Here is an 18,428-nt window from a genome sequence, read left to right as displayed (position 1 = left end):
TTGGTTTCCGGGGCGCCCGGGTGCGTGAATTCGCGAACCTATTCATTGTGCATTAGTGATCCAGGTCAAGGCAGGGCGTACCTTGGAACGATTATCTGGGAAAACTTTTTCCGGGAGATTGGCCCAATGCCTGCCGCATCCATCGCCTCCACCCCTCAAATCGATGTCCAACAGTCCCCGTTGGAGCGCGTGCGCCGTACCACTACCCTATTGGTCCTGACGCTGCTGGTGGCGCAGGTTTTCGTCCTGGTCGCCGCCCAATTGGTGGTTCTGGGCGGGTTCGATTGGCGGCAGCCGGTGGCGACGCTGCTGGTCGTGATCGTGGCGGCGGGCGCCTGGGTGATGTTGCCGGCCACCGCCAGCCGCCTGGTGCTCGCGGCCTGCCTGCCTTTGGCGGGCGCCTTGTCCATCTGGGCGTTCGCCGGCAACCCCTGGCAGACCGGCATGCAGATCTACGTTTATATCCTGGTCGCCGTCTCCGCCGGCTTCTGTGACGCGCGCACGCTGGCGGCGTCGGCCGCCGCCGTGGCCCTGTTCTTCGTCGTCGGCGGCCTGGCGGTGCCTGAGGCGGCGGGTGTGCACGGCGGGGAGTATCTGCGCATCCTCATGTACGTGTGGCTGGTGGTGTTCGAGGGGGCCTTGCTCGCCTGGCTGGCCCAGACCATGGCCCGATCCTTCCAGCGGTCGGACGAGGCCCTGGCCGATGCCCGCCTGGCCCATGAGGAGTTGGCCCAGGCCACCGCCGCCCGCGAATCCGTCGCCGCCCAGGCGCGGGAGGACCGCAGCCGTCTCATGATCGCCCTGGCTCAGCGTCTGGAAAGCGATGTCGGCGGCTTGGCGGGTGAGGTGGCGGGGGCCGCCACCGATGCCCGTGGCTGCGCCGACGACCTGCGGGCGCTGGTCCGCCGCGGTTCCGACAATGCCGGCGCCATCGCGGCCTCCGGCGGCGATGCCCTGGACAGCGCCTCGCAGGTGGCCGACGCCGCCTCGCAACTGTCCGAAGCCATCGCCGAGATCAGCAGCCAGGTCACGCGCTCCTCCGGTGTGACGCGTCAGGCGGCGGAGCGGGCGCGGTCGGCCCAGGCCATCATCAGCGGCCTGTCGGATGCCGCGTCCAGCATCGGCAGCGTGCTGGCCACCATCAGCGAGATCGCGGAACGCACCAACCTGCTGGCGCTGAACGCCACCATCGAGGCGGCGCGCGCCGGTGTGGCGGGCAAGGGCTTCGCCGTGGTGGCGTCGGAGGTCAAGAACCTGGCTGGCCAGACGGGCCTGGCGACGTCCGAGGTGGCGCAGAAGGTGGCGGCCATCCGGGACAGCACGCACGAGGCGGCGGAGGCCATCGAGTCCATCGCCACCGTCATCTTCGACGTTGATGCCGCCACCTCCGCCATCGCGGCGGCGGTGGAGGAACAGGACGCCGCCACCAAGGAAATCGCCCGCAGCGCTGCCGAGGCGGTGCAGAGCGCCGGCGCCGCCGCCCGGGGGTGTGAGGAGACGCTGTCGGCCTGGACCGACACCAACGGCTCCGCCGACGGCATCGCCGACCTGTCCAAGCTGCTGTCTGGCCGGGTGCAGAAGCTGCAGACCGTGGTCGATGGCGTGGTGAAGCAGATCCGCACCGACGCGGCTTGATCCGGCGCTGTTCGGGCGGACGGCCAGACTCTCAGCAGCGGCAGGACGAATCACCTGCCGCTGCGGCTGGCGATAAGCTCACCCGGCGTAGACTGCGGTGGGCAGCCAGGTGGCCAGGCCGGGGATCAGGCACAGCGCCAGGATGGACACCAGCATCAGGGCCACAAAGGGCAACACCCCCATCACCACGTCGCGCAGGGGGATGTCCGGGGCGATGTTCTTGATGACGAAAATGTTCAGGCCGACCGGCGGATGGATCAGGCCCATCTCCATGACGATGGACATGATGATGCCGAACCAGATCAGGTCGAACCCGGCGGCCTTCAGCGGCGGCAGGATGATGGGGGCGGTCATCAGGATGATGCTGACGGGCGGCAGGAAAAAGCCCAGCACCACCACCAGCAGCAGGATGGCGGTCAGCAGCACCCATTTCGAAAGGTGCATGCCCACGATCCACTCGGCCGCGCCCTGGCTGATGTGCAGGTAGCTCATCACGTAGGAATAGAGCAGCGACATGCCGATGATCATCATCAGCATGGTGGATTCGCGCAGGGTGGACATCAGGATCGGACCCACCTGCGCCGGCCGCCAGACTCGATAGATGCCGGCCACCATCAGCAGCGCCAGCACCGCGCCCAAACCGGCCGTTTCCGACGGGGTGGCAATGCCGCCGTAGAGGGCGAACATGACGCCGATCAGCAGGATGACGAAGGGCAGCACGCGCGGGATGGCGGCGAAACGTTCCCGCGCCGTGAAGGTGTCGGTGCGCAGAAGCTCTGACCACGTCCCGCCTTGCGCGTAGGCCGCCGTCGCCGCCGCCTTTTCCTGGCGATAGCGGACGACGGCGTAGATCGCGAACAGGACGACCATCAGCACGCCCGGGCCGATGCCGGCCAGGAACAGGCGGCCCAGCGACTGTTCCGCCGCCACGGCATACAGGATCAGGGTGATGGAGGGGGGCAGCAGGATGCCCAGTGTGCCGCCGGCCGCGATGATGCCGGCGGCGAAGCCGGGGGAATAGCCGCGGCGCCGCATCTCGGGGATACCGGCGCTGCCGATGGCGGAACAGGTGGCGGGGCTGCTGCCGGCCATGGCGGCGAACAGGGCGCAGGCGAAGACGTTGGCCACGCCCAGGCCGCCCGGCACCCGGCCCATCCACACATGCAACGCGGAATAGAGGTCCGAACCGGCGCGCGACCGGCCGATGGCGGCCCCCTTCAGGATGAACAGGGGAATGGTCAGCATGGTGATGCTGGCCATCTCCTCATAGACATTCTGGGTGACGGTATCCAGCGAGGCCGCCGGCATAAAGAAGTACATGAAGACCACGGCGACGGCGCCCAGCGCGAAGGCGATGGGCAGGCCGGCGAACAGAGCCACCAGGGTGGCGCCGCCATACAGCAGGCCGATTTCAACCGTGCCCATGGGCGCGTCCTTCCATAGGTGCGTCCGCCGGCTGGGGGGCCAGCAGTTGCAGGGCGATCTGCAGGGTCAGCAGGGTCATGCCCACCGACATGGCGAGGTAGGGAATCCATAAGGGCGGCGCCCAGGAGGAAAAGGTGGCATAGCCCTCCACCCAGGCCTCGTGGCACAGCACCCAGGATTTCCAGGAAAAGAAGCCGCAGAACAGGAAGGAGATCAGGTCCGCCACCCGGCGCCGTATCCGCTCGACACCCGGTGGCAACAGGCCGCCGACGGCTTCGATGGCGACATGGCCCCTGCGGGACTGGACATAGGCGGCCGAGAGGAAGGTGGCTCCCACCAGCAGGAAGATGGCGGTCTCATCCTGCCAGTCGGCGGCCTGGCGCAGGAAATAGCGCACCATGGCTTCTTCCGTCATGACGATGCCGGCGGCGACCACCGCCACTGCCGCCACGGTGGCGATGACGCGGTTGGTCCAGGCTAAAAGCGCGCCCGCCCAGCGCAGGGGGCCGGGCAATGCCGGTTCCGCAGCCCTCATGCCACGTCCTCGGCCAGCTTCAGCAGGTTGGCGCCCTCGGGGAAGCGCTCGGCGAAGTCCTTCCAGGCGGTGTCGCGGGCGATGGCGCGCCATTCGTCCATCACCTTGTCGTCCATGTCCACGACCTTCACGCCGGCCTTGGCATAGATTTCGGCCACGCGCTGGTCGTCCTTCTTGGCTTCCTCCAGCCCGAACGGTTCCAGCGATTCACCCACCGTCAGCAGCGCCTTCTGCTGCGCGGCGGGCAGGGCGTCGAACACGATCTTGGACATCATCAGGGGTTCCAGCATGTACCAGAAGCTCTTCTGCCGGGCGGCGGTCAGGCTCTTGCTCTGCTCCTCCAGCTTGAAGGAGATCAGGCTGGTGGAACTGGTGACGGCGGCATCCAGCGCGCCGGTCTGCATGCCCGCATAAATCTCGTTGGACGGGATGGACGACACGGCGGCGCCGGCGGCCTTGAACATCATGTCCATCTCACGCGATCCGCCGCGGATCTTGATGCCCTTCACGTCGGCGGGGTGCAGCACCGGGGTGCCACGGGCCGCGACGCCGCCCGCCTGCCACACCCAGGTCAGGATTTTCACGCCCTTGGCCTCCAGCGCCTTGGTCAGCGCCTCGCCAATCGGCTTCTTCTTCCAGGCCAGGCCCTGCTCGTACGTCGTCACCAGGCAGGGCATGAGGCCCAGGTTCATTTCCGGGACCTCACCCCCGCCATAGGGCATGGGGTAGAGCGTGAGATCCAGCGCGCCCTTCCGTAGGGCCTGCAACTGCGCCACCGTCTTCATGAGGGAGGAGGCGGGATAGATCTCGAACTTCAGGGCGCCCTTGGTCTCCGCTTCCACCTGGGCTGCGAACTTGCGACACAGCCGGTCGCGGAAGTCGCCCTCCGTCAGCGTGCCGCCCGGGAACTGATGGGAAATCTTCAGCGTGCTCTGGGCCTGGGCCAGGGTGGGGAGCAGGCTACCCGAAGCCAGCGCCGTGCCGCCCAATGTCAGGGCCACGGGGCTGGCCGCCATGCCCCCCAGCAGGGTGCGGCGCGACAAGGCGATGGTGGACGTCTGATCGGTCGACATGGGGGCGTGTTCCTCACCGTGGGCAAGCGCCGGTCTTCTTCGGGTCCGGCGTTGGGGTTGGCCTGAAGTGTCGGTTTCAATAAGGAAACATTAAAGAAAGAGCCGGGCGCGGCGGGCCCATCAAGCACAAGGCCGTTGAAGATCAGGCGCGCTCATCCTCCCGCTTCCGCAATCGTTCAGTGAATGCTGCAATTGCGAAAAAGTTTTTATTTGCAGATGCTTGGATGCCTGAAGCATGTCAGAGCAACCTATGGGCGTCAATCTCTGAAACGCAAGATGGCGCTTCTTGCATGCATGGAGTTCACTGGTGTATGCGTAACCGGTGGGGAGATTGCGTGGGACCCCGCCGGCCCGTGAGATGCCGGCCCGTCCCGGATAAGGATGATCATGGCCCTGCCCGAAACCCGATCCGAGCAACTTGCCCGCGCGCTTGAGGACGATATCTGCGCCGGCCGCGCCCTGCCGGGCATGCGCCTGGACGAGCAGGTGCTGGCCCAACGCTTCGGCACGTCCCGCACCCCGGTGCGCGAGGCGCTCAAGATGCTGGCGGCACAGGGATTCGTGGAGATCCGGCCGCGCCAGGGCGCGGTGGTGGTGGGCCTGGACGTGCGCCAGGTGCTGGAGCTGTTCGAGATCATGGCCGTGTTGGAGGGCCTCTGCGCCCGGCTGGCCGCCCGCCGCATGACGCCGGCGGAACGGGCCGATCTTCTGGCGGTTCACGCCGAATGCCAGCGCTTGGCCGTCGCGGGCGATCCCGATGTCTACTACGCCATGAACACCCGGTTCCACGAGGTCATCTACGCCGGCAGCCACAACCGTCAGCTGGAGGAGGAGACGCGGCGCGTGCGCAACCGCCTGTCACCCTATCGCCGCAACCAGTTGCATCAGCTGGGCCGCGTCGCCAAATCAGTACAGGAGCATGACGACGTCGTGCGCGCCCTGCTGGAAGGCGATCCGGACCGGGCGGAAACCCTGATGCGGCGTCACATCGGCATCCAGGGCGACAGCCTGTCCGACTTCGTGTCCAATATGTCGACGCCGCAGGCGGCCCCTCAGACCCCCCCTCAGGCGGCCTTGGCGGGCGCGCTGGGCCGGCCTACCATGGCCCGCTGACGGTACGGCGCGATCCGTTCCCTCCTGGCCCGTTCCCCTGGCCCATTCCCCTGGTTCGCAATCCGCGAGGCCCAGCCCATGAGCAGCAGCACCTTCTTCCGGTCCATGTTGACCACCATCGCCGACCGTGGCCGCGCCCTGCTGCGCCGCCATGGCCCGACGGTGGAGGATTTGCTGGAGGACGCGGCCAAGCTGATGCCGCTGTCAGGCAAGGCGCCGCCGCGCCGTGATCTGCCCAGCCTGTGCGACACCTTGCTGTCCGGCCGGGGCGAAGCCTCGGGCGTGGCGTTGGCAGAGCAAATCTTGGACCAGTGGGCGGCCCTGGACGCCGCCGGCCAACGGGCCTTCCTCCTGGACCTGGCTTATCGTTTCGGTCCCGATCCGATCAAGCTGGACAAGGCCATCGACGCCTACCGCGCGGCGCCGGGGGCCGGGACGGCGCTGGCCCTGCACAACGCCGCCGAGGCGCGGCGGCAGGAGCTGTTCCGCCGCCTGAATCTGGCGCCGGGCGGGACCGAGGCCGTTGTGCGCATGCGTGAGGTGCTGTTCCGGGTCATGGCCGATGCCCAGGGGGTGGAGAAGACGGCGCTGGAGGCGGTGGACGCGGACTTCAGTCACCTGCTGGCGTCGTGGTTCAACCGCGGCTTCCTGGTGCTGCGCCACATCGACTGGACCACGCCGGCCAACATCCTGGAAAAGATCATCCGGTACGAGGCGGTGCACACCATCCGCGATTGGGACGATCTGCGCCGCCGGCTGGCCCCGGCCGACCGCCGCTGCTTCGCCTTCTTCCATCCCCAGCTGCTGGACGATCCGCTGATCTTCGTGGAGGTGGCGCTGGCGCCCGACATTCCGGCCAGCATCGACGTGCTGCTGGCCGAAGGACGCGCGCCCATGGCGGCGGAGGCGGCGACCACCGCCGTCTTCTACTCTATCTCCAATTGCCAGGAGGGGTTGCGCGGCGTCTCCTTCGGTAACTTCCTGATCAAGCAGGTGGTGGAGGATTTGCGGGCCGAGTTGCCCAACCTGCGCACTTTCGTCACCCTGTCGCCCGTGCCGGCCTTCGCCAAGTGGCTGGGGCAGCAGCGCGCCGACCCGGCGTCCACGCTGCTGGCGCCGGCCGACAAGGATATCCTGGCGGCGCTGGACCGCCCGGGTTGGCACCAGGATCCGGCGGTGGCCGCCACCGTCTCGCCCGTTCTCATGCAGGCGGCGGCGCACTATTTCCTGAAGGCCAAGGCCCGGGGCAACAAGCCGGTGGACCCGGTCGCCCGTTTCCACCTGGGCAATGGCGCCCGGTTGGAGCGCATGAACTTCCTGGGCGACCTGTCGTCCAAGGGCCTGGCCCAATCCCATGGCCTGATGGTCAATTATCTCTATAAGCTGGATGATATCGAAACCAACCACGAGCGGTATGCCGACAAGGGGGAGGTGGTTGCCGCGGCCGCCGTCCGCCGTCATCTGAGGGCAGACGCCGCCCCCGACGATCCCAAGCCGCCCAAGGGCGATGGGTCCAAGCCCGGCCGGCCGGACGCGGTCGCCAAGCGGCCCAGCCCCGCCGCGGCCGACGCCTCAAGCCCCGCTTGGCCAACAGCCGTTTGATTGCCACCGTTCACCAGCAACGATAAAAAACGCCCAAGAAGAATCCGGAGTGTGACTGTCATGGCCAACCATCTCTTTTCCCTGATCCTGGGCCGCATGCCGGCGCGGGAGAAGCCGTTCATCATCCTTCCGGAAACCAAGGGCCAGCCTGAGCGGACCCTGAGCTATGGCGACATGGTGGACCTGTCGGCGCGCATGGCCAACCTTCTGGTGGCCCGGGGGGTGAAGCCGGGTGACCGGGTGGCGGTCCAGGTGGAAAAGAGCGCCGAGGCCATCGTGCTTTACCTCGCCTGCGTGCGGGCGGGCGCCATCTACCTGCCGCTGAACACCGGCTATACGCTGGCGGAGCTGGATTATTTCATCGGGGACGCCACGCCCCACCTGGTGGTGTGCGATCCCGCCAAGGCGGCCGCCATGACGGAGTTGGCCCAGGCCAAGGGTGTCGCCGCCGTGGAAACGTTGGGCGGGCAGGGCGCGGCGGACGCCGGAACCCTGCTGGCGGCGGCGCTGGAACAGTCCAGCACCTTCGCCGATGTCGCCCGGGGGGCTGATGACCTCGCCGCCATCCTCTACACCTCCGGCACCACGGGCCGGTCCAAGGGCGCTATGCTGAGCCATGACAACCTGGCCTCCAACGCCCTGACCCTGGTGGATTACTGGCGCTTCACCGAGGGCGACGTGCTGCTGCACGCCCTGCCCATCTTCCATACCCATGGGCTGTTCGTGGCCACCAACACCCTGCTGCTGGCCGGCGGCACCATGATCTTCTTGGCCCGCTTCGATGCGGATGAGGTGCTGCGGCTGCTGCCCCGCGCCACCACCATGATGGGCGTGCCCACCTTCTATGTCCGCCTGCTGCAGCATCCCGGCCTGACGCGCGAGGCGACGGCCCATATGCGGCTGTTCATCTCCGGCTCCGCCCCCTTGCTGGCCGAAACCCATGACAGTTGGCGGGCCCGTACCGGTCTGGCCATCCTGGAACGGTACGGCATGACCGAAACCAATATGAACACCTCCAACCCCTATGACGGCGACCGCGTGGCGGGCACCGTGGGCTTCCCCCTGCCGGGCGTGGCCCTGCGGATCGTGGACCCGGAGACGGGGGCCGCCATACCCCAGGGCGAGATCGGCATGATCGAGGTGCGCGGCCCCAACGTCTTCAAGGGCTATTGGCAGATGCCGGAGAAGACGGCGGCCGAGTTCCGGCCCGATGGCTTCTTCATCACCGGCGATCTGGGCAAGATCGATGGTCGCGGCTATGTCCACATCGTCGGCCGGGGCAAGGACCTGGTCATTTCCGGCGGCTACAACGTCTATCCCAAGGAGATCGAGACGGAGATCGACGGCCTGGCCGGCGTGGTGGAAAGCGCTGTGATCGGCGTTCCCCACCCGGACTTTGGTGAGGGCGTGACCGCCGTGGTGGTGCGCAAGAAGGATGCGGCGGTGGACGAGGCCGCCGTGTTGGCCGCCCTGGACGGACGCTTGGCCAAGTTCAAGCAGCCCAAGCGCGTGCTGTTCGTGGACGACCTGCCGCGCAATACCATGGGCAAAGTGCAGAAGAACCTGCTGCGCCAGGAATACCAGGACCTGTACCGCAAGTAATAAAAAAGACCGGATGGGGGGACCCATCCGGTCGTCTCATTTTCCAGGGCCGGCGCCCGTCTTCGACGGGGCGCTGCCTGGGGGGTGATGGCCCGCGGCGCTTAGTGCCGCGTGTGTTCGTCGATCTTTTCTTTCAGCCTGAGCTTTTCAAACTTCATGCGCTGCACCAGGGCGCTGTCATGATAGGGGCGTGCCAGTTCGCTGTGAATGCGGTCTTCCAGACTGGCATGCTTTTGGCGCAGGCTTTCGACGAAATTGTCAGTGGCCATAGTTCCCTCCAGCTATCTGTTCAAGGGATAAAGGCGACGGTGCCTTGAGTGCCTTAGACGATGGTCCGGTTCTGGCAGTGGTTCCATCCCGCTTGTTGTCGGCGCAACAAAGTTGGCGCGGACATATATTTGCTTTTATTGACGCATCCGTCACTGGGCGACGATCGTCGCCTTGAAGCGGTCATGCCGCGTTTCAAAAGCTTACGCCCCTCATAGGCCGAAGTCTTCAACAAAATTGGATAGTGCTAGACGAAGGGCAGGGGCGCGCCAAGCCATTGTGCGGCCGGCTATGACGGGTCGATGACAGCCATATGACACCCGAAAGGCGCGATGTTTCAAGGGTCCTTGCAATATGGGCAATTGCCCGTATTATGAAGCGTCCTCGTACCCCGATCGGATAAGTGCGCCATGGCCGACGCAACCGCCTCAAACAGTTCCTATGGATCCGCCCCCTCTCTGGCGCGGCGCCTGGCCCGGCGGGTGGATGGGCGCCTGCACTATGGCTGGGTGGCGGCGGCCTTGGCCTTCACCACGCTGCTGGTGGGGGCGGGGGTGCGGGCGGCGCCGGGCGTGCTGTTCGTGCCGTTGGAACAGGCGCTGGGTTGGGACCGCGCCACCATCGCGGCCGCGGTGTCGCTGAACATCTTCCTCTATGGCTTCATGGGCCCGTTCGCGGCCGCCCTGATGCAGGCGGTCGGTGTCCGGCGCACCATCCTGACAGGGCTGGGCCTGCTGGCCGTGACGACCATCACCAGCACCCTGATGACCCAACCCTGGCAGATGATGGTGTCCTGGGGGCTGCTGGTGGGCCTAGGCACCGGCCTCACCTCCATGACCTTGGCGGCCACGGTGGTGAACCGATGGTTCATCAAGCAGCGCGGCCTGGTCATGGGCCTGCTGACCGCCAGCTCGGCCACCGGCCAACTGGTGTTCCTGCCGGGCATGGCCGCCCTGGCAACCCATTTCGGCTGGCAGGCGGTGGGCCTGACCGTTGGCGCCGCCGCCCTTTTGCTGGCGCCCCTGGTGGCCCTGCTGCTGCCCGACAGCCCACGGGCCGTGGGCCTGGCGCCCTTGGGCGGCACGCTGGAGGATGAACTGCCGCCATTTGGTGCGCACGGGGGCAGCGGCAACCCCATCATCATCGCCTTCACCACGCTTGCCCGGGCTTCGAAATCGGTGGATTTCTGGCTGCTGTTCGGCAGTTTCTTCGTCTGCGGGCTGTCGACCAACGGCCTGATCGGCACCCACCTCATTTCCGCCTGTTTTGACCAGGGCATTCCCGAGGTGATGGCCGCCAGCCTGCTGGCGCTCATGGGCCTGTTCGACCTGGTGGGCACCACCGGGTCCGGTTGGCTGTCCGACCGGGTGGACAGCCGCAAGCTGCTGTTCTGGTACTATGGCTTGCGCGGCCTGTCGCTGTTCTACCTGCCCCTGTCGGGGTTCAGCCTCTATGGCCTGTCCGTCTTTGCGGCATTCTACGGTCTTGACTGGATCGCGACGGTACCGCCGACGGTGCGTTTGGTCACCGACCGTTTCGGCCGGCGCGACGCGCCCGTGGTCTTCGGCTGGGTGGGGGCGGGACACCAGATGGGCGCGGCCTTGGCCGCCTATGGCACGGGCCTCATCCGCACCGAATGGGGCAGCTACTTCCCGGCGTTTCAGGTTGCCGGCGTGGCCTGTGTGCTGACCGCCATCCTGGTGCTGTTCATCAACCGGCGCCGCGGCGGGGGCTGGGCGCCGGCTGTCTAAGGCGTCTTCACAGGGGCGCCCGCAGAATGGCCACCAGCCCCAGCAGGCCGCCCGCCACCAGCAGGGCGAAGGGGTTGTGGTGCAGCATCATGACGGTGGCGGCCATCCAGCCATAGCCCATCAGCATTTCCAGCACGGTGCGCCCCACCACCTTGCCCCGCGTGCCCTTGGCCGGCTTTACCAACTGATTGATCATCGTGGCCCCCGTCACGGGCTGCACCCACAGGCTGGCCACCACGGCGCAGAAAATGGCTGCGACGCCGCAGCTGAGCAGGGTCAAGCTGCCCCACAGGCTGACGCTGCCGACGGCGGCGGCGGCCAGGACCACCACCGCCAGGGGCGGTACGCTGGCGGCCTCCACCTTGGCTTGGCGCAGGCGCTTGGCCGGCACGGGGGCGGCGTTGATCAGATCGGCGACCCCGTCGGCGAGTGCCAGCTTGGCCAGCATGCCGGCGGCGAATGCCGCCATGGGCACCACCAGGGCGGCCAGCAGCAAGGGCTCTTCCCGCCACTGCGCCTGCATGGAGATGGTCAGGATGATGGCGCCGCTCATCTGCTGGAACAGCAGCAGCGGCAACTGCGGGTGGCGGCGCATCAGGCGCCATTCCTTGCGCCGCAGCGCCGGCCCCAGCGTGTCGTGGAAGCGGTGGGCCTTCACCGGGGCTTTGGCGCGCGACGTGGTGGTGCCCGCCGCCGCCGTGGCCGCGGCGATGAAGGTCGCGCCCCAGCGCGTCGTGACCCCGGCGAAGACAGCGGCGCACACGGCGACCAGGATCAGCAAGGGCAGGGGTTCGCCCACCATGGCGCGGCCCGGCAGCAGCAGGACGGACGCGAGGGCCCCGTGCGCCAGGTTCTGGCCTTGCGCCATCCAGTCCATGTGCTGGCCCAGCAGGCGGGGGATTTGTCCCGCCAGGGCCATCAGCATGCCGCTGAACGCGGCAACCATCTGGCCAACGCCGCGGGCGCGGCGCACCCCGATCCAGCGCACCAGCAACAGCGCCACCAGCAGCGCGAGGCTCGTCACCAACAGCGCCAGGGCGGGCAGGACCAGATAGGCCGCCAGCCAGTTGGGGTGGCCGAAAATGGCGCCCATGTTGGCGATGGGCAGGATCATGGCGGCCGGGAACACCAGCGCGCTGGCCACCACCGCCAGGGCGCGCGCCGGCAGGATGACCGAGGGCGACAGGGGCGACGACAGCAGCAGGTCGTAATCGCCCCGCGCGTAGATGGTGTCCATGGCGCGATAGATGGCCGTACCGGCCATGAAGCAGCAGGCCAGCGCCGCCACCATGGCGCCGATGGCCGGCAGCGTGGTGGCGCCCCCCTTGCCGGCAGCCTCGCTCTGTTCGGCGCCCAGGGCCATGAAGGCGCCCAGGACATGGAACAGGATGACCAGCAGCAGCAGCGTGCCCCAGACGCCGGGCGAGGACAGCTTGATGTTGCGCGCGGCGAGGCGCAGCTCATGCCGCAGCAGCCAGGCCAAGGTGCCGGGGCGCAGGAGGGCTGCGCGCGCGGCGACGGGACGCAGGGTGCCGGCGGTCATGCCGGCGCCTGTTCGGCCACGGCCTGGCCGGCGGGGGTGGCGACCAGGTCCAGGAACACCTCTTCCAGGGTGCTGTCGCTGCGGCCCACGCGGCCGCGCAGTTCCGCCAGGGTGCCCTCCGCCAGCAGCCGACCGCCTTGGATGATGCCGATGCGGCTGACCAGCCGTTCCGCCACGTCCAGGATGTGGGTGGTCAGGATGATGGTGGCGCCCGCCCGCACCCGTTCCGCCAGGATGTCCTTCACCTCACGGGCGATGGCGGCGTCCAGCCCGGTCAGCGGCTCGTCCAGGATCAGCAGTTGGGGATCATGGATCAGGGCGCCGGCCAGCGCCGCCTTCTGCTTCATGCCGCGGGAAAAGCCCTCGCACCGCTCGGCCCTGTGGTCCCACAACTCAAGGCGGTGCAGCAGCTCCTCCGCCTGCGCGCTGGCGGCGGCGGCGGGCACGCCCCAGAGGCCGGCCACGAATTCCAGGAACTCCAGTGGCGTCAGCTTGTCATAAATCAGCGGCTCGTCCGGCAGCCAGGCCACTTGCCGCTTGGCGGCGATGGGATCGGCCAGGGCGTCGACGCCGAACACGCGCACACTACCGGCATCGGGTTTCAGCAGGCCGACGATCATGCGCAGCGTGGTGGTCTTTCCCGCGCCATTTGGCCCCAGAAGGCCATAGAATTCACCCGGCGCGATGGTCAGGTCCAGGTTTCGCACCGCCGGCCGGTCGAACGCCTTGGCCAGCCCGCGCACTTCCAACGCCGTCATTCAGCCCCCCGCTGCCAGTCCCCCGTTGCCCCGCCCAGCGTGGCGCTGGCTGGCATCTTCCCCATCTCTCCACCTTAAGTCAGGGGCAGGGTGGCGGCAAGCGATGCGCTGTCGCAGAAGATCCATATGACATTTCAATGGCATCGCTAAACACATCTTGCGATTGCGCAATAGATGGCAAACAACGGCCCTGCTTCTGGCGGGCACGTCCGTCAAGGCGGAAGAGCAGGAGGAAAACTGTGACGCGTTGGTATTCCAAGATGACGGCCCTATGTGCCGCCGCCGCAATGTTCGGCGTCCTGCCGGGCGCCGCCGCCGCCGCCGACGCCGGCCCGTCGACGCCCGCGCCCAAGCTGGTGGTGCTGGTGTCGGTCGACCAGTTTTCCACCGACCTGTTCCAGCAGTACCGCAGCCATTTCACCGGCGGCCTGCGCCGGTTGACGGAGGGGGTGGTGTTCCCCAACGGCTATCAGAGCCATGCGGCGACGGAAACCTGCCCCGGCCATTCCACGCTGATGACCGGCGACCGTCCCGCCCGCACCGGCATCATCGCCAACGACTGGTACAGTTTCCGCGGCCCCCGGCCGGGCAAGATCTACTGTGCCGAGGATGAGAGCAAGGGCAGCTACAAGAGCTACGTCCCCTCCGACGTCCACCTGAAGGTGCCGACCCTTGGTGAACGGCTGAAGGCGGCCGACCCGGACGTCCGCACCGTCTCCGTCGCCGGCAAGGACCGGGCGGCTATCATGATGGGCGGTCACGCGGTGGATGAGCTGTGGTTCTGGAAGGATGGCCAGGGCTTCATCTCCTATGAAGGCCGGACCGCGCCGGCGGCCGTTAAGGCGGTGAACGAGGCCGCCCTGGCCGAGATCGCCAAGCCCGCCAAGGAATATGCCGAGCCGGAGTGGTGCAAGGCCATCGACATGCCGGTCGCGGTGGAGCGGAGGGACGACGTCCTCACGGTGGGCGATGGCCGCTTCGCCCGCCAGCCCGGGCCCAAGGCGGAAGCGCAGTGGCGGGCATCCCCCGCCTTCGACGCCGCCATCGTCGACCTCGCCGTCCGCCTGATCAAGGACATGAAGCTGGGCCATGGCAAGTCCGTCGACGTCCTGACGGTCGGTGCCTCCGCGACCGATTACATCGGCCACAGCTACGGCACCGAAGGGTCCGAGATGTGCATTCAGGTGGCCAATCTGGACCGCACGCTGGGCAAGCTGGTCGCCGCCCTGGACGCCACCGGCGTGGACTATGTCCTGGCCCTGTCGGCCGACCACGGTGGCAACGACATTCCGGAGCGCGAGCGCCTGCGCGGCATGCCTATGGCGGCGCGCGTGGACGATGGCCTGGTGTCCGAGAACCTGGGCAAGAAGGTGGCGCCCCTGGGCGTGGATGGGGCGGAACTGCTGTTCGGCGGCGGCAACGGCGATGTCTGGGTGGGCCCCACGGTCGCGGGCTCCTGGCGGACCAAGGTCGTGAACGAGACGCTGGCCCTGTACCGCGCCGATCCGCAGGTGGCCGCCGTCTACACCGCCGCCGAGGTGGCGGCGGCGCCGGTGCCCACCGGCGCGCCGGACGCGTGGAGCCTGCTGGACCGCGCGCGGGCGTCGTTCGACCCCGACCGCTCCGGTGACATGGTCGTGTTCCTCAAGCCGCGCATCACCGCCATCCCGTCCAAGCCGGCGACCTATATCGCCACCCACGGCAGCCCCTGGGACTATGACCGCCGCGTGCCCATTCTGTTCTGGCGCAAGGGCCTGACGGGCTTTGAGCAGCCGCTGTCCGTCGAGACGGTGGACATCATGCCCACCCTGGCGTCCCAGCTGGGGTTCAAGCTGGCCCCCGGCGAGGTCGATGGCCGCTGCCTGGACCTGAATGGCGGGGCCGGTGACACCTGCGCCGCCACGGCCCAGTGACGGTATGAGTATGGCCGCGCCGCCGGTTCAGGCCGTCGGCGCGGCCCCATCGGGCCCCGACCCGGGCTTGTCGGCCAGGGTGGCATCAGCCGGAGTCTTCGCGGGCAGGCGCTGCGGTTCCGTCTCATGGAAACGGTCGAAGTCCAGCAGGCGATAGCCGTCGTCGCGCGTGTTGATGATATCGACGAAGCGGCGGCCCCACAGGGCATCGTCCATGTCGTAGATCTTGCGGCCATAGACCGTCTGCGAATAGCTGTCGTCCGTGCCGCTCAGCAGCACGATGAAGTTGGCCTGGCCCTGCCGCAGCGTCCATTCGGTCTGGCCATACAGCGGGCTGGTTTCGTCGATGCGGTGGACGATGGTCCAGGACAGCGCGAACAGCGGCGACTTGGCGCGCATCAGCGTCAGTTCCTCGAACCCGCGCATCAGCGCCCCTTCTTCCGTGATCCGCATGGTGCTCACCGAGACGCTGGCCCGGGCCTCCAGGATCTGATTGCCGCGGGTGTTGCCCGCCCGCAGCATCAGCACGGGATAGCCGTCATGCTGGGTGAACAGGATGTTGCGGCTGAACAGGATCATCGCGCGGGGGCGGGAGAAGCGGGCGAAGATCAGGCCCGTGATCTGGGCCACGCCCAGCATGCCGGTGAAGGATTCGGCCGCAGCCACGCTGTTGGCGTAGACGGTCTTGGGCGCCATGACGCCATAGCCCATGGTGCCCAAGGTCTGCACGCTGAAGAAAAAGGCGTCGGCGAAGGACCCGACGCGGGCGTTGGTCACGCCCCCGGGATCGGCCAGGTACAGCCCGGCGAAGACCAGGTTGGCGACCAGGTACACCGCCAGCGCCAAACCGAAGAATCCCCCCCATGAGATGCTGAGCAGGAAGTGGTAGGGGTCCTGCCAGCGCAGGGCCGGAACCCCCTTCAGCGTGGCGAAGGGGCGGCCGTCGACGGTGATGCGGCGTTGGTGCAGGCGGGCCAGTCGTTTATGGGGCGGCACGGGCGAAAAACCGTTGGTTCAGTTGGCGTTGGCAGTCTTTCGGCACCATAGCCGAAGCCAGGAGAAATGTCGTTTTTTCCGGTCCCTTCCCGACCCGGGGAAGGGGCCCCGCATGTTGCACCTGCGATGACGTTGTTGACTGACGCCGCAATCCGTCCCAGGGTGGAGGTGTGGTCGATCCGGCCGCTTTGCCACCGATGTCGTGTTTCAACCGTCGTTTCGTTGCTATTGGACCTCTATCTCTTTTAGCCATACCGCCCGACCGAATCCCGAACACGCCATCCTAACGCAGTCCACGCCGATCCCCTCCGCACAGATGCAATCCAGCCACTCTAGCGACCAGCACAACGCTGGGCGCCGCCACTGGGCCCTGACCCTCGGGGCTTTGGGCGTCGTCTACGGCGACATCGGCACCAGCCCGCTGTACACCATGCACACGGCGTTCGACCCGGCCATCACGGGCATGCCGTTGAACGAGGCCAACATCTTCGGCTTCCTGTCGATGGTGGTGTGGTCGCTGGTGCTGGTGGTGACGCTGAAATACGTCGTCCTCATCCTGCGCGCCGACAACAAGGGTGAGGGCGGTATCCTGTCCCTCTCCACCCTGGCGCTCAGCGGCAAGGACCGCTCCCGCTCGCAACGCCGGCTGATGACCGTGCTGGCCATGCTGGGCCTGGCGCTGTTCTACGGCGACGGCATGATCACCCCCGCCGTGTCGGTGCTGTCGGCGGTGGAGGGGCTGGAGATTTCTGCCCCCGACGTGCAGCACTGGGTGGTGCCCATCACCGTGGTCATCCTGGTGGGCCTGTTCCTGATCCAAAGCGGCGGCACCAACACCGTGGGCCGCCTGTTCGGGCCAGTCATGTGCTTCTGGTTCGCCTGTCTGGGCGCCATGGGCGTCGTCCACATCCTTCAGGTCCCCCACGTCCTGAAGGCGCTGGACCCCCGCTACGCCCTGGATTTGGCGTTCAATCACGGCTGGTCGGTGTTCTACATCCTGGGCGCCGCCGTCCTGTCCTTCACGGGTGGCGAGGCGCTGTATGCCGACATGGGCCATTTCGGCCGCCAGCCCATCCGCCACGCCTGGGTGGCCGTGGTCTTCCCGGCGCTGGTGCTGAACTATTTCGGCCAGGGCGCCCTGCTGCTCAGCAAGCCCGAGGCCATCGACAACCCGTTCTTCCTGTTGGTGCCGGAATTCCTGCTGCTGCCCCTGGTGGTGCTGTCCACGGCGGCGACCATCATCGCCAGCCAGGCGGTCATTTCCGGCGTGTTCTCCCTGACCCGACAGGCGGTGCAACTGGGCTACATGCCCCGCATGGAAATCCGCCACACCTCGGAAAGCGAGATCGGCCAGGTCTATGTGCCGCGCATCAACTGGGCCCTGCTGGTTGCCGTGGTGGCGCTGGTCATCATGTTCGGCAGTTCGGCCAAGCTGACCGACGCCTACGGCCTGGCGGTGACGGGCAGCATGGCCATCACCACCATCATGGCGCTGTTCACCGCCCGCGACGTGTGGGGGTGGAGCCGGCCGCGTGCCGCCGTCGTCTTCGGCTTCTTCCTGTTCATCGACTTCAGCTTCCTGACCGCCAACTGCCTGAAGATCCCCCAGGGCGGCTGGCTGCCCCTGACGGTGGGCCTGGCGGTGTTCGTGCTGGTCTCCACCTGGCGCTTGGGCCGCAAGGTGCTGTACGACCGCATCTATCGCGACGCCCTGCCCATGTCGCTGTTCCTGGAACGGGCGGACCGCACGCCCGTGCGCGTGGCCGGCACCGCCGTGTTCATGACCGGCAGCGTCGACAAGGTGCCCCACGCCCTGCTGCACAACCTGAAGCACAACAAGGTGCTGCATGAGCGCGTGGTGCTGATGCGGGTGCTGACGGAAGAGGTGCCTTGGGTGACACGGGAGCGCCGCGTCTCCATGGAAAAGCTGGGCAAGGGCTTCTTCTCGGTCACCGCCCATTTCGGCTTCATGGAACAGCCCAACGTGCCGCGCGCGCTGGCCGAATGCCGGCCGCTGGGCCTGGCCATCGACCTGGCGGAAACCTCGTTCTTCCTGGGACGCGAGACTCTGGTGCCGTCCTCCCGCTCCGATCTCACCCGGTGGCAGGAGCAGGTGTTCATCGCCCTGTCCGCCACCGCCCTGTCCGCAACCACATTTTTCGACATTCCGCCCAATCGCGTGGTGGAATTGGGCACCCAAGTCGAAGTTTAATCG

The 18,428-nt window shown here is 67.3% G+C and carries 13 protein-coding genes and 1 pseudogene; 7 read left to right on the top strand and 7 right to left on the bottom strand.

What is annotated here, in order from left to right; genetic code table 11:
* The first annotated feature begins 126 nt into the window (after nucleotides 1–126).
* Nucleotides 127–1,635: a methyl-accepting chemotaxis protein gene (locus tag FBZ90_RS28345; protein ID WP_246130250.1), complete on the top strand. Its 1,509-nt coding sequence runs from the start codon at nucleotides 127–129 to the stop codon at nucleotides 1,633–1,635.
* 78 nt (nucleotides 1,636–1,713) lie between these two features.
* Here FBZ90_RS28345 and FBZ90_RS09565 read toward each other — a convergent pair whose 3' ends face one another.
* The 3 genes from FBZ90_RS09565 to dctP are packed head-to-tail and all read right to left on the bottom strand — an operon-like array spanning nucleotide 1,714 to nucleotide 4,668.
* Entirely contained in the window at nucleotides 1,714–3,060 is a 1,347-nt protein-coding gene (locus FBZ90_RS09565) for a TRAP transporter large permease (RefSeq protein WP_145731454.1), read from the bottom strand.
* Complete coding sequence (locus FBZ90_RS09560) at nucleotides 3,047–3,595, bottom strand: TRAP transporter small permease (RefSeq protein ID WP_145731451.1); 549 nt, start codon at nucleotides 3,593–3,595, stop codon at nucleotides 3,047–3,049. The genes FBZ90_RS09565 and FBZ90_RS09560 overlap by 14 nt, the downstream gene beginning before the upstream one ends.
* Nucleotides 3,592–4,668 carry a TRAP transporter substrate-binding protein DctP gene (gene dctP, locus FBZ90_RS09555; protein WP_246130249.1) on the bottom strand — a complete coding sequence of 359 codons (1,077 nt, stop codon included), beginning with the start codon at nucleotides 4,666–4,668 and terminating at the stop codon, nucleotides 3,592–3,594. Before dctP ends, FBZ90_RS09560 begins: the two co-directional genes overlap by 4 nt.
* A 387-nt stretch (nucleotides 4,669–5,055) precedes the next feature.
* On the opposite strand from dctP, the gene FBZ90_RS09550 reads away from it, so the two are divergent.
* The 3 genes from FBZ90_RS09550 (at nucleotide 5,056) to FBZ90_RS09540 (ending at nucleotide 8,985) form a co-directional block, all read left to right on the top strand.
* Nucleotides 5,056–5,781: a GntR family transcriptional regulator gene (locus FBZ90_RS09550; RefSeq protein ID WP_145731449.1), complete on the top strand. Its 726-nt coding sequence runs from the start codon at nucleotides 5,056–5,058 to the stop codon at nucleotides 5,779–5,781.
* A gap of 78 nt (nucleotides 5,782–5,859) precedes the next feature.
* Nucleotides 5,860–7,383, top strand: coding sequence for a malonyl-CoA decarboxylase (locus tag FBZ90_RS09545; RefSeq protein WP_276509089.1), 1,524 nt, complete (start codon nucleotides 5,860–5,862; stop codon nucleotides 7,381–7,383).
* A gap of 60 nt (nucleotides 7,384–7,443) precedes the next feature.
* Nucleotides 7,444–8,985, top strand: a complete 1,542-nt coding sequence (locus tag FBZ90_RS09540) for a malonate--CoA ligase (protein WP_145731447.1) — start codon at nucleotides 7,444–7,446, stop codon at nucleotides 8,983–8,985.
* A 101-nt stretch (nucleotides 8,986–9,086) separates the two neighbouring features.
* On the opposite strand, the gene FBZ90_RS09535 is transcribed toward FBZ90_RS09540, so the two are convergent.
* Nucleotides 9,087–9,254, bottom strand: coding sequence for a YdcH family protein (locus tag FBZ90_RS09535; RefSeq protein ID WP_081486311.1), 168 nt, complete (start codon nucleotides 9,252–9,254; stop codon nucleotides 9,087–9,089).
* Between the two features lie 408 nt (nucleotides 9,255–9,662).
* Here FBZ90_RS09535 and FBZ90_RS09530 point away from each other — a divergent pair, with 408 nt between their 5' ends.
* On the top strand, nucleotides 9,663–11,003 hold the full coding sequence (locus FBZ90_RS09530) for an MFS transporter (RefSeq protein WP_145731445.1): 1,341 nt from the start codon (nucleotides 9,663–9,665) through the stop codon (nucleotides 11,001–11,003).
* 7 nt (nucleotides 11,004–11,010) lie between these two features.
* Here FBZ90_RS09530 and FBZ90_RS09525 read toward each other — a convergent pair whose 3' ends face one another.
* Nucleotides 11,011–12,546, bottom strand: coding sequence for a hypothetical protein (locus FBZ90_RS09525; protein WP_145731443.1), 1,536 nt, complete (start codon nucleotides 12,544–12,546; stop codon nucleotides 11,011–11,013).
* Nucleotides 12,543–13,238 (bottom strand): annotated as a pseudogene (locus FBZ90_RS09520) (ABC transporter ATP-binding protein); the annotation flags it as partial. The gene FBZ90_RS09525 and the pseudogene FBZ90_RS09520, both read right to left, overlap by 4 nt.
* A gap of 305 nt (nucleotides 13,239–13,543) precedes the next feature.
* Between FBZ90_RS09520 and FBZ90_RS09515 the strand changes: the two are divergent.
* Nucleotides 13,544–15,217 (top strand): alkaline phosphatase family protein, encoded by a 1,674-nt coding sequence (locus FBZ90_RS09515; protein ID WP_211101967.1) that lies wholly within the window; start codon nucleotides 13,544–13,546, stop codon nucleotides 15,215–15,217.
* A 27-nt stretch (nucleotides 15,218–15,244) separates the two neighbouring features.
* Here the strand turns inward: FBZ90_RS09515 and FBZ90_RS09510 are convergent, their stop codons facing one another.
* Nucleotides 15,245–16,213, bottom strand: a complete 969-nt coding sequence (locus FBZ90_RS09510) for an ion channel (protein WP_145731439.1) — start codon at nucleotides 16,211–16,213, stop codon at nucleotides 15,245–15,247.
* Between the two features lie 316 nt (nucleotides 16,214–16,529).
* Here FBZ90_RS09510 and FBZ90_RS09505 point away from each other — a divergent pair, with 316 nt between their 5' ends.
* Entirely contained in the window at nucleotides 16,530–18,425 is a 1,896-nt protein-coding gene (locus tag FBZ90_RS09505; protein ID WP_145731438.1) for a potassium transporter Kup, read from the top strand.
* Nucleotides 18,426–18,428: the final 3 nt, after the last annotated feature.

Source organism: Nitrospirillum pindoramense (assembly GCF_007827955.1).
Classification (GTDB): domain Bacteria; phylum Pseudomonadota; class Alphaproteobacteria; order Azospirillales; family Azospirillaceae; genus Nitrospirillum; species Nitrospirillum amazonense_B.
The sequence above is the reverse complement of the archived record's forward strand: the minus strand, read 5'-3'. Positions and strand labels throughout refer to the sequence as shown.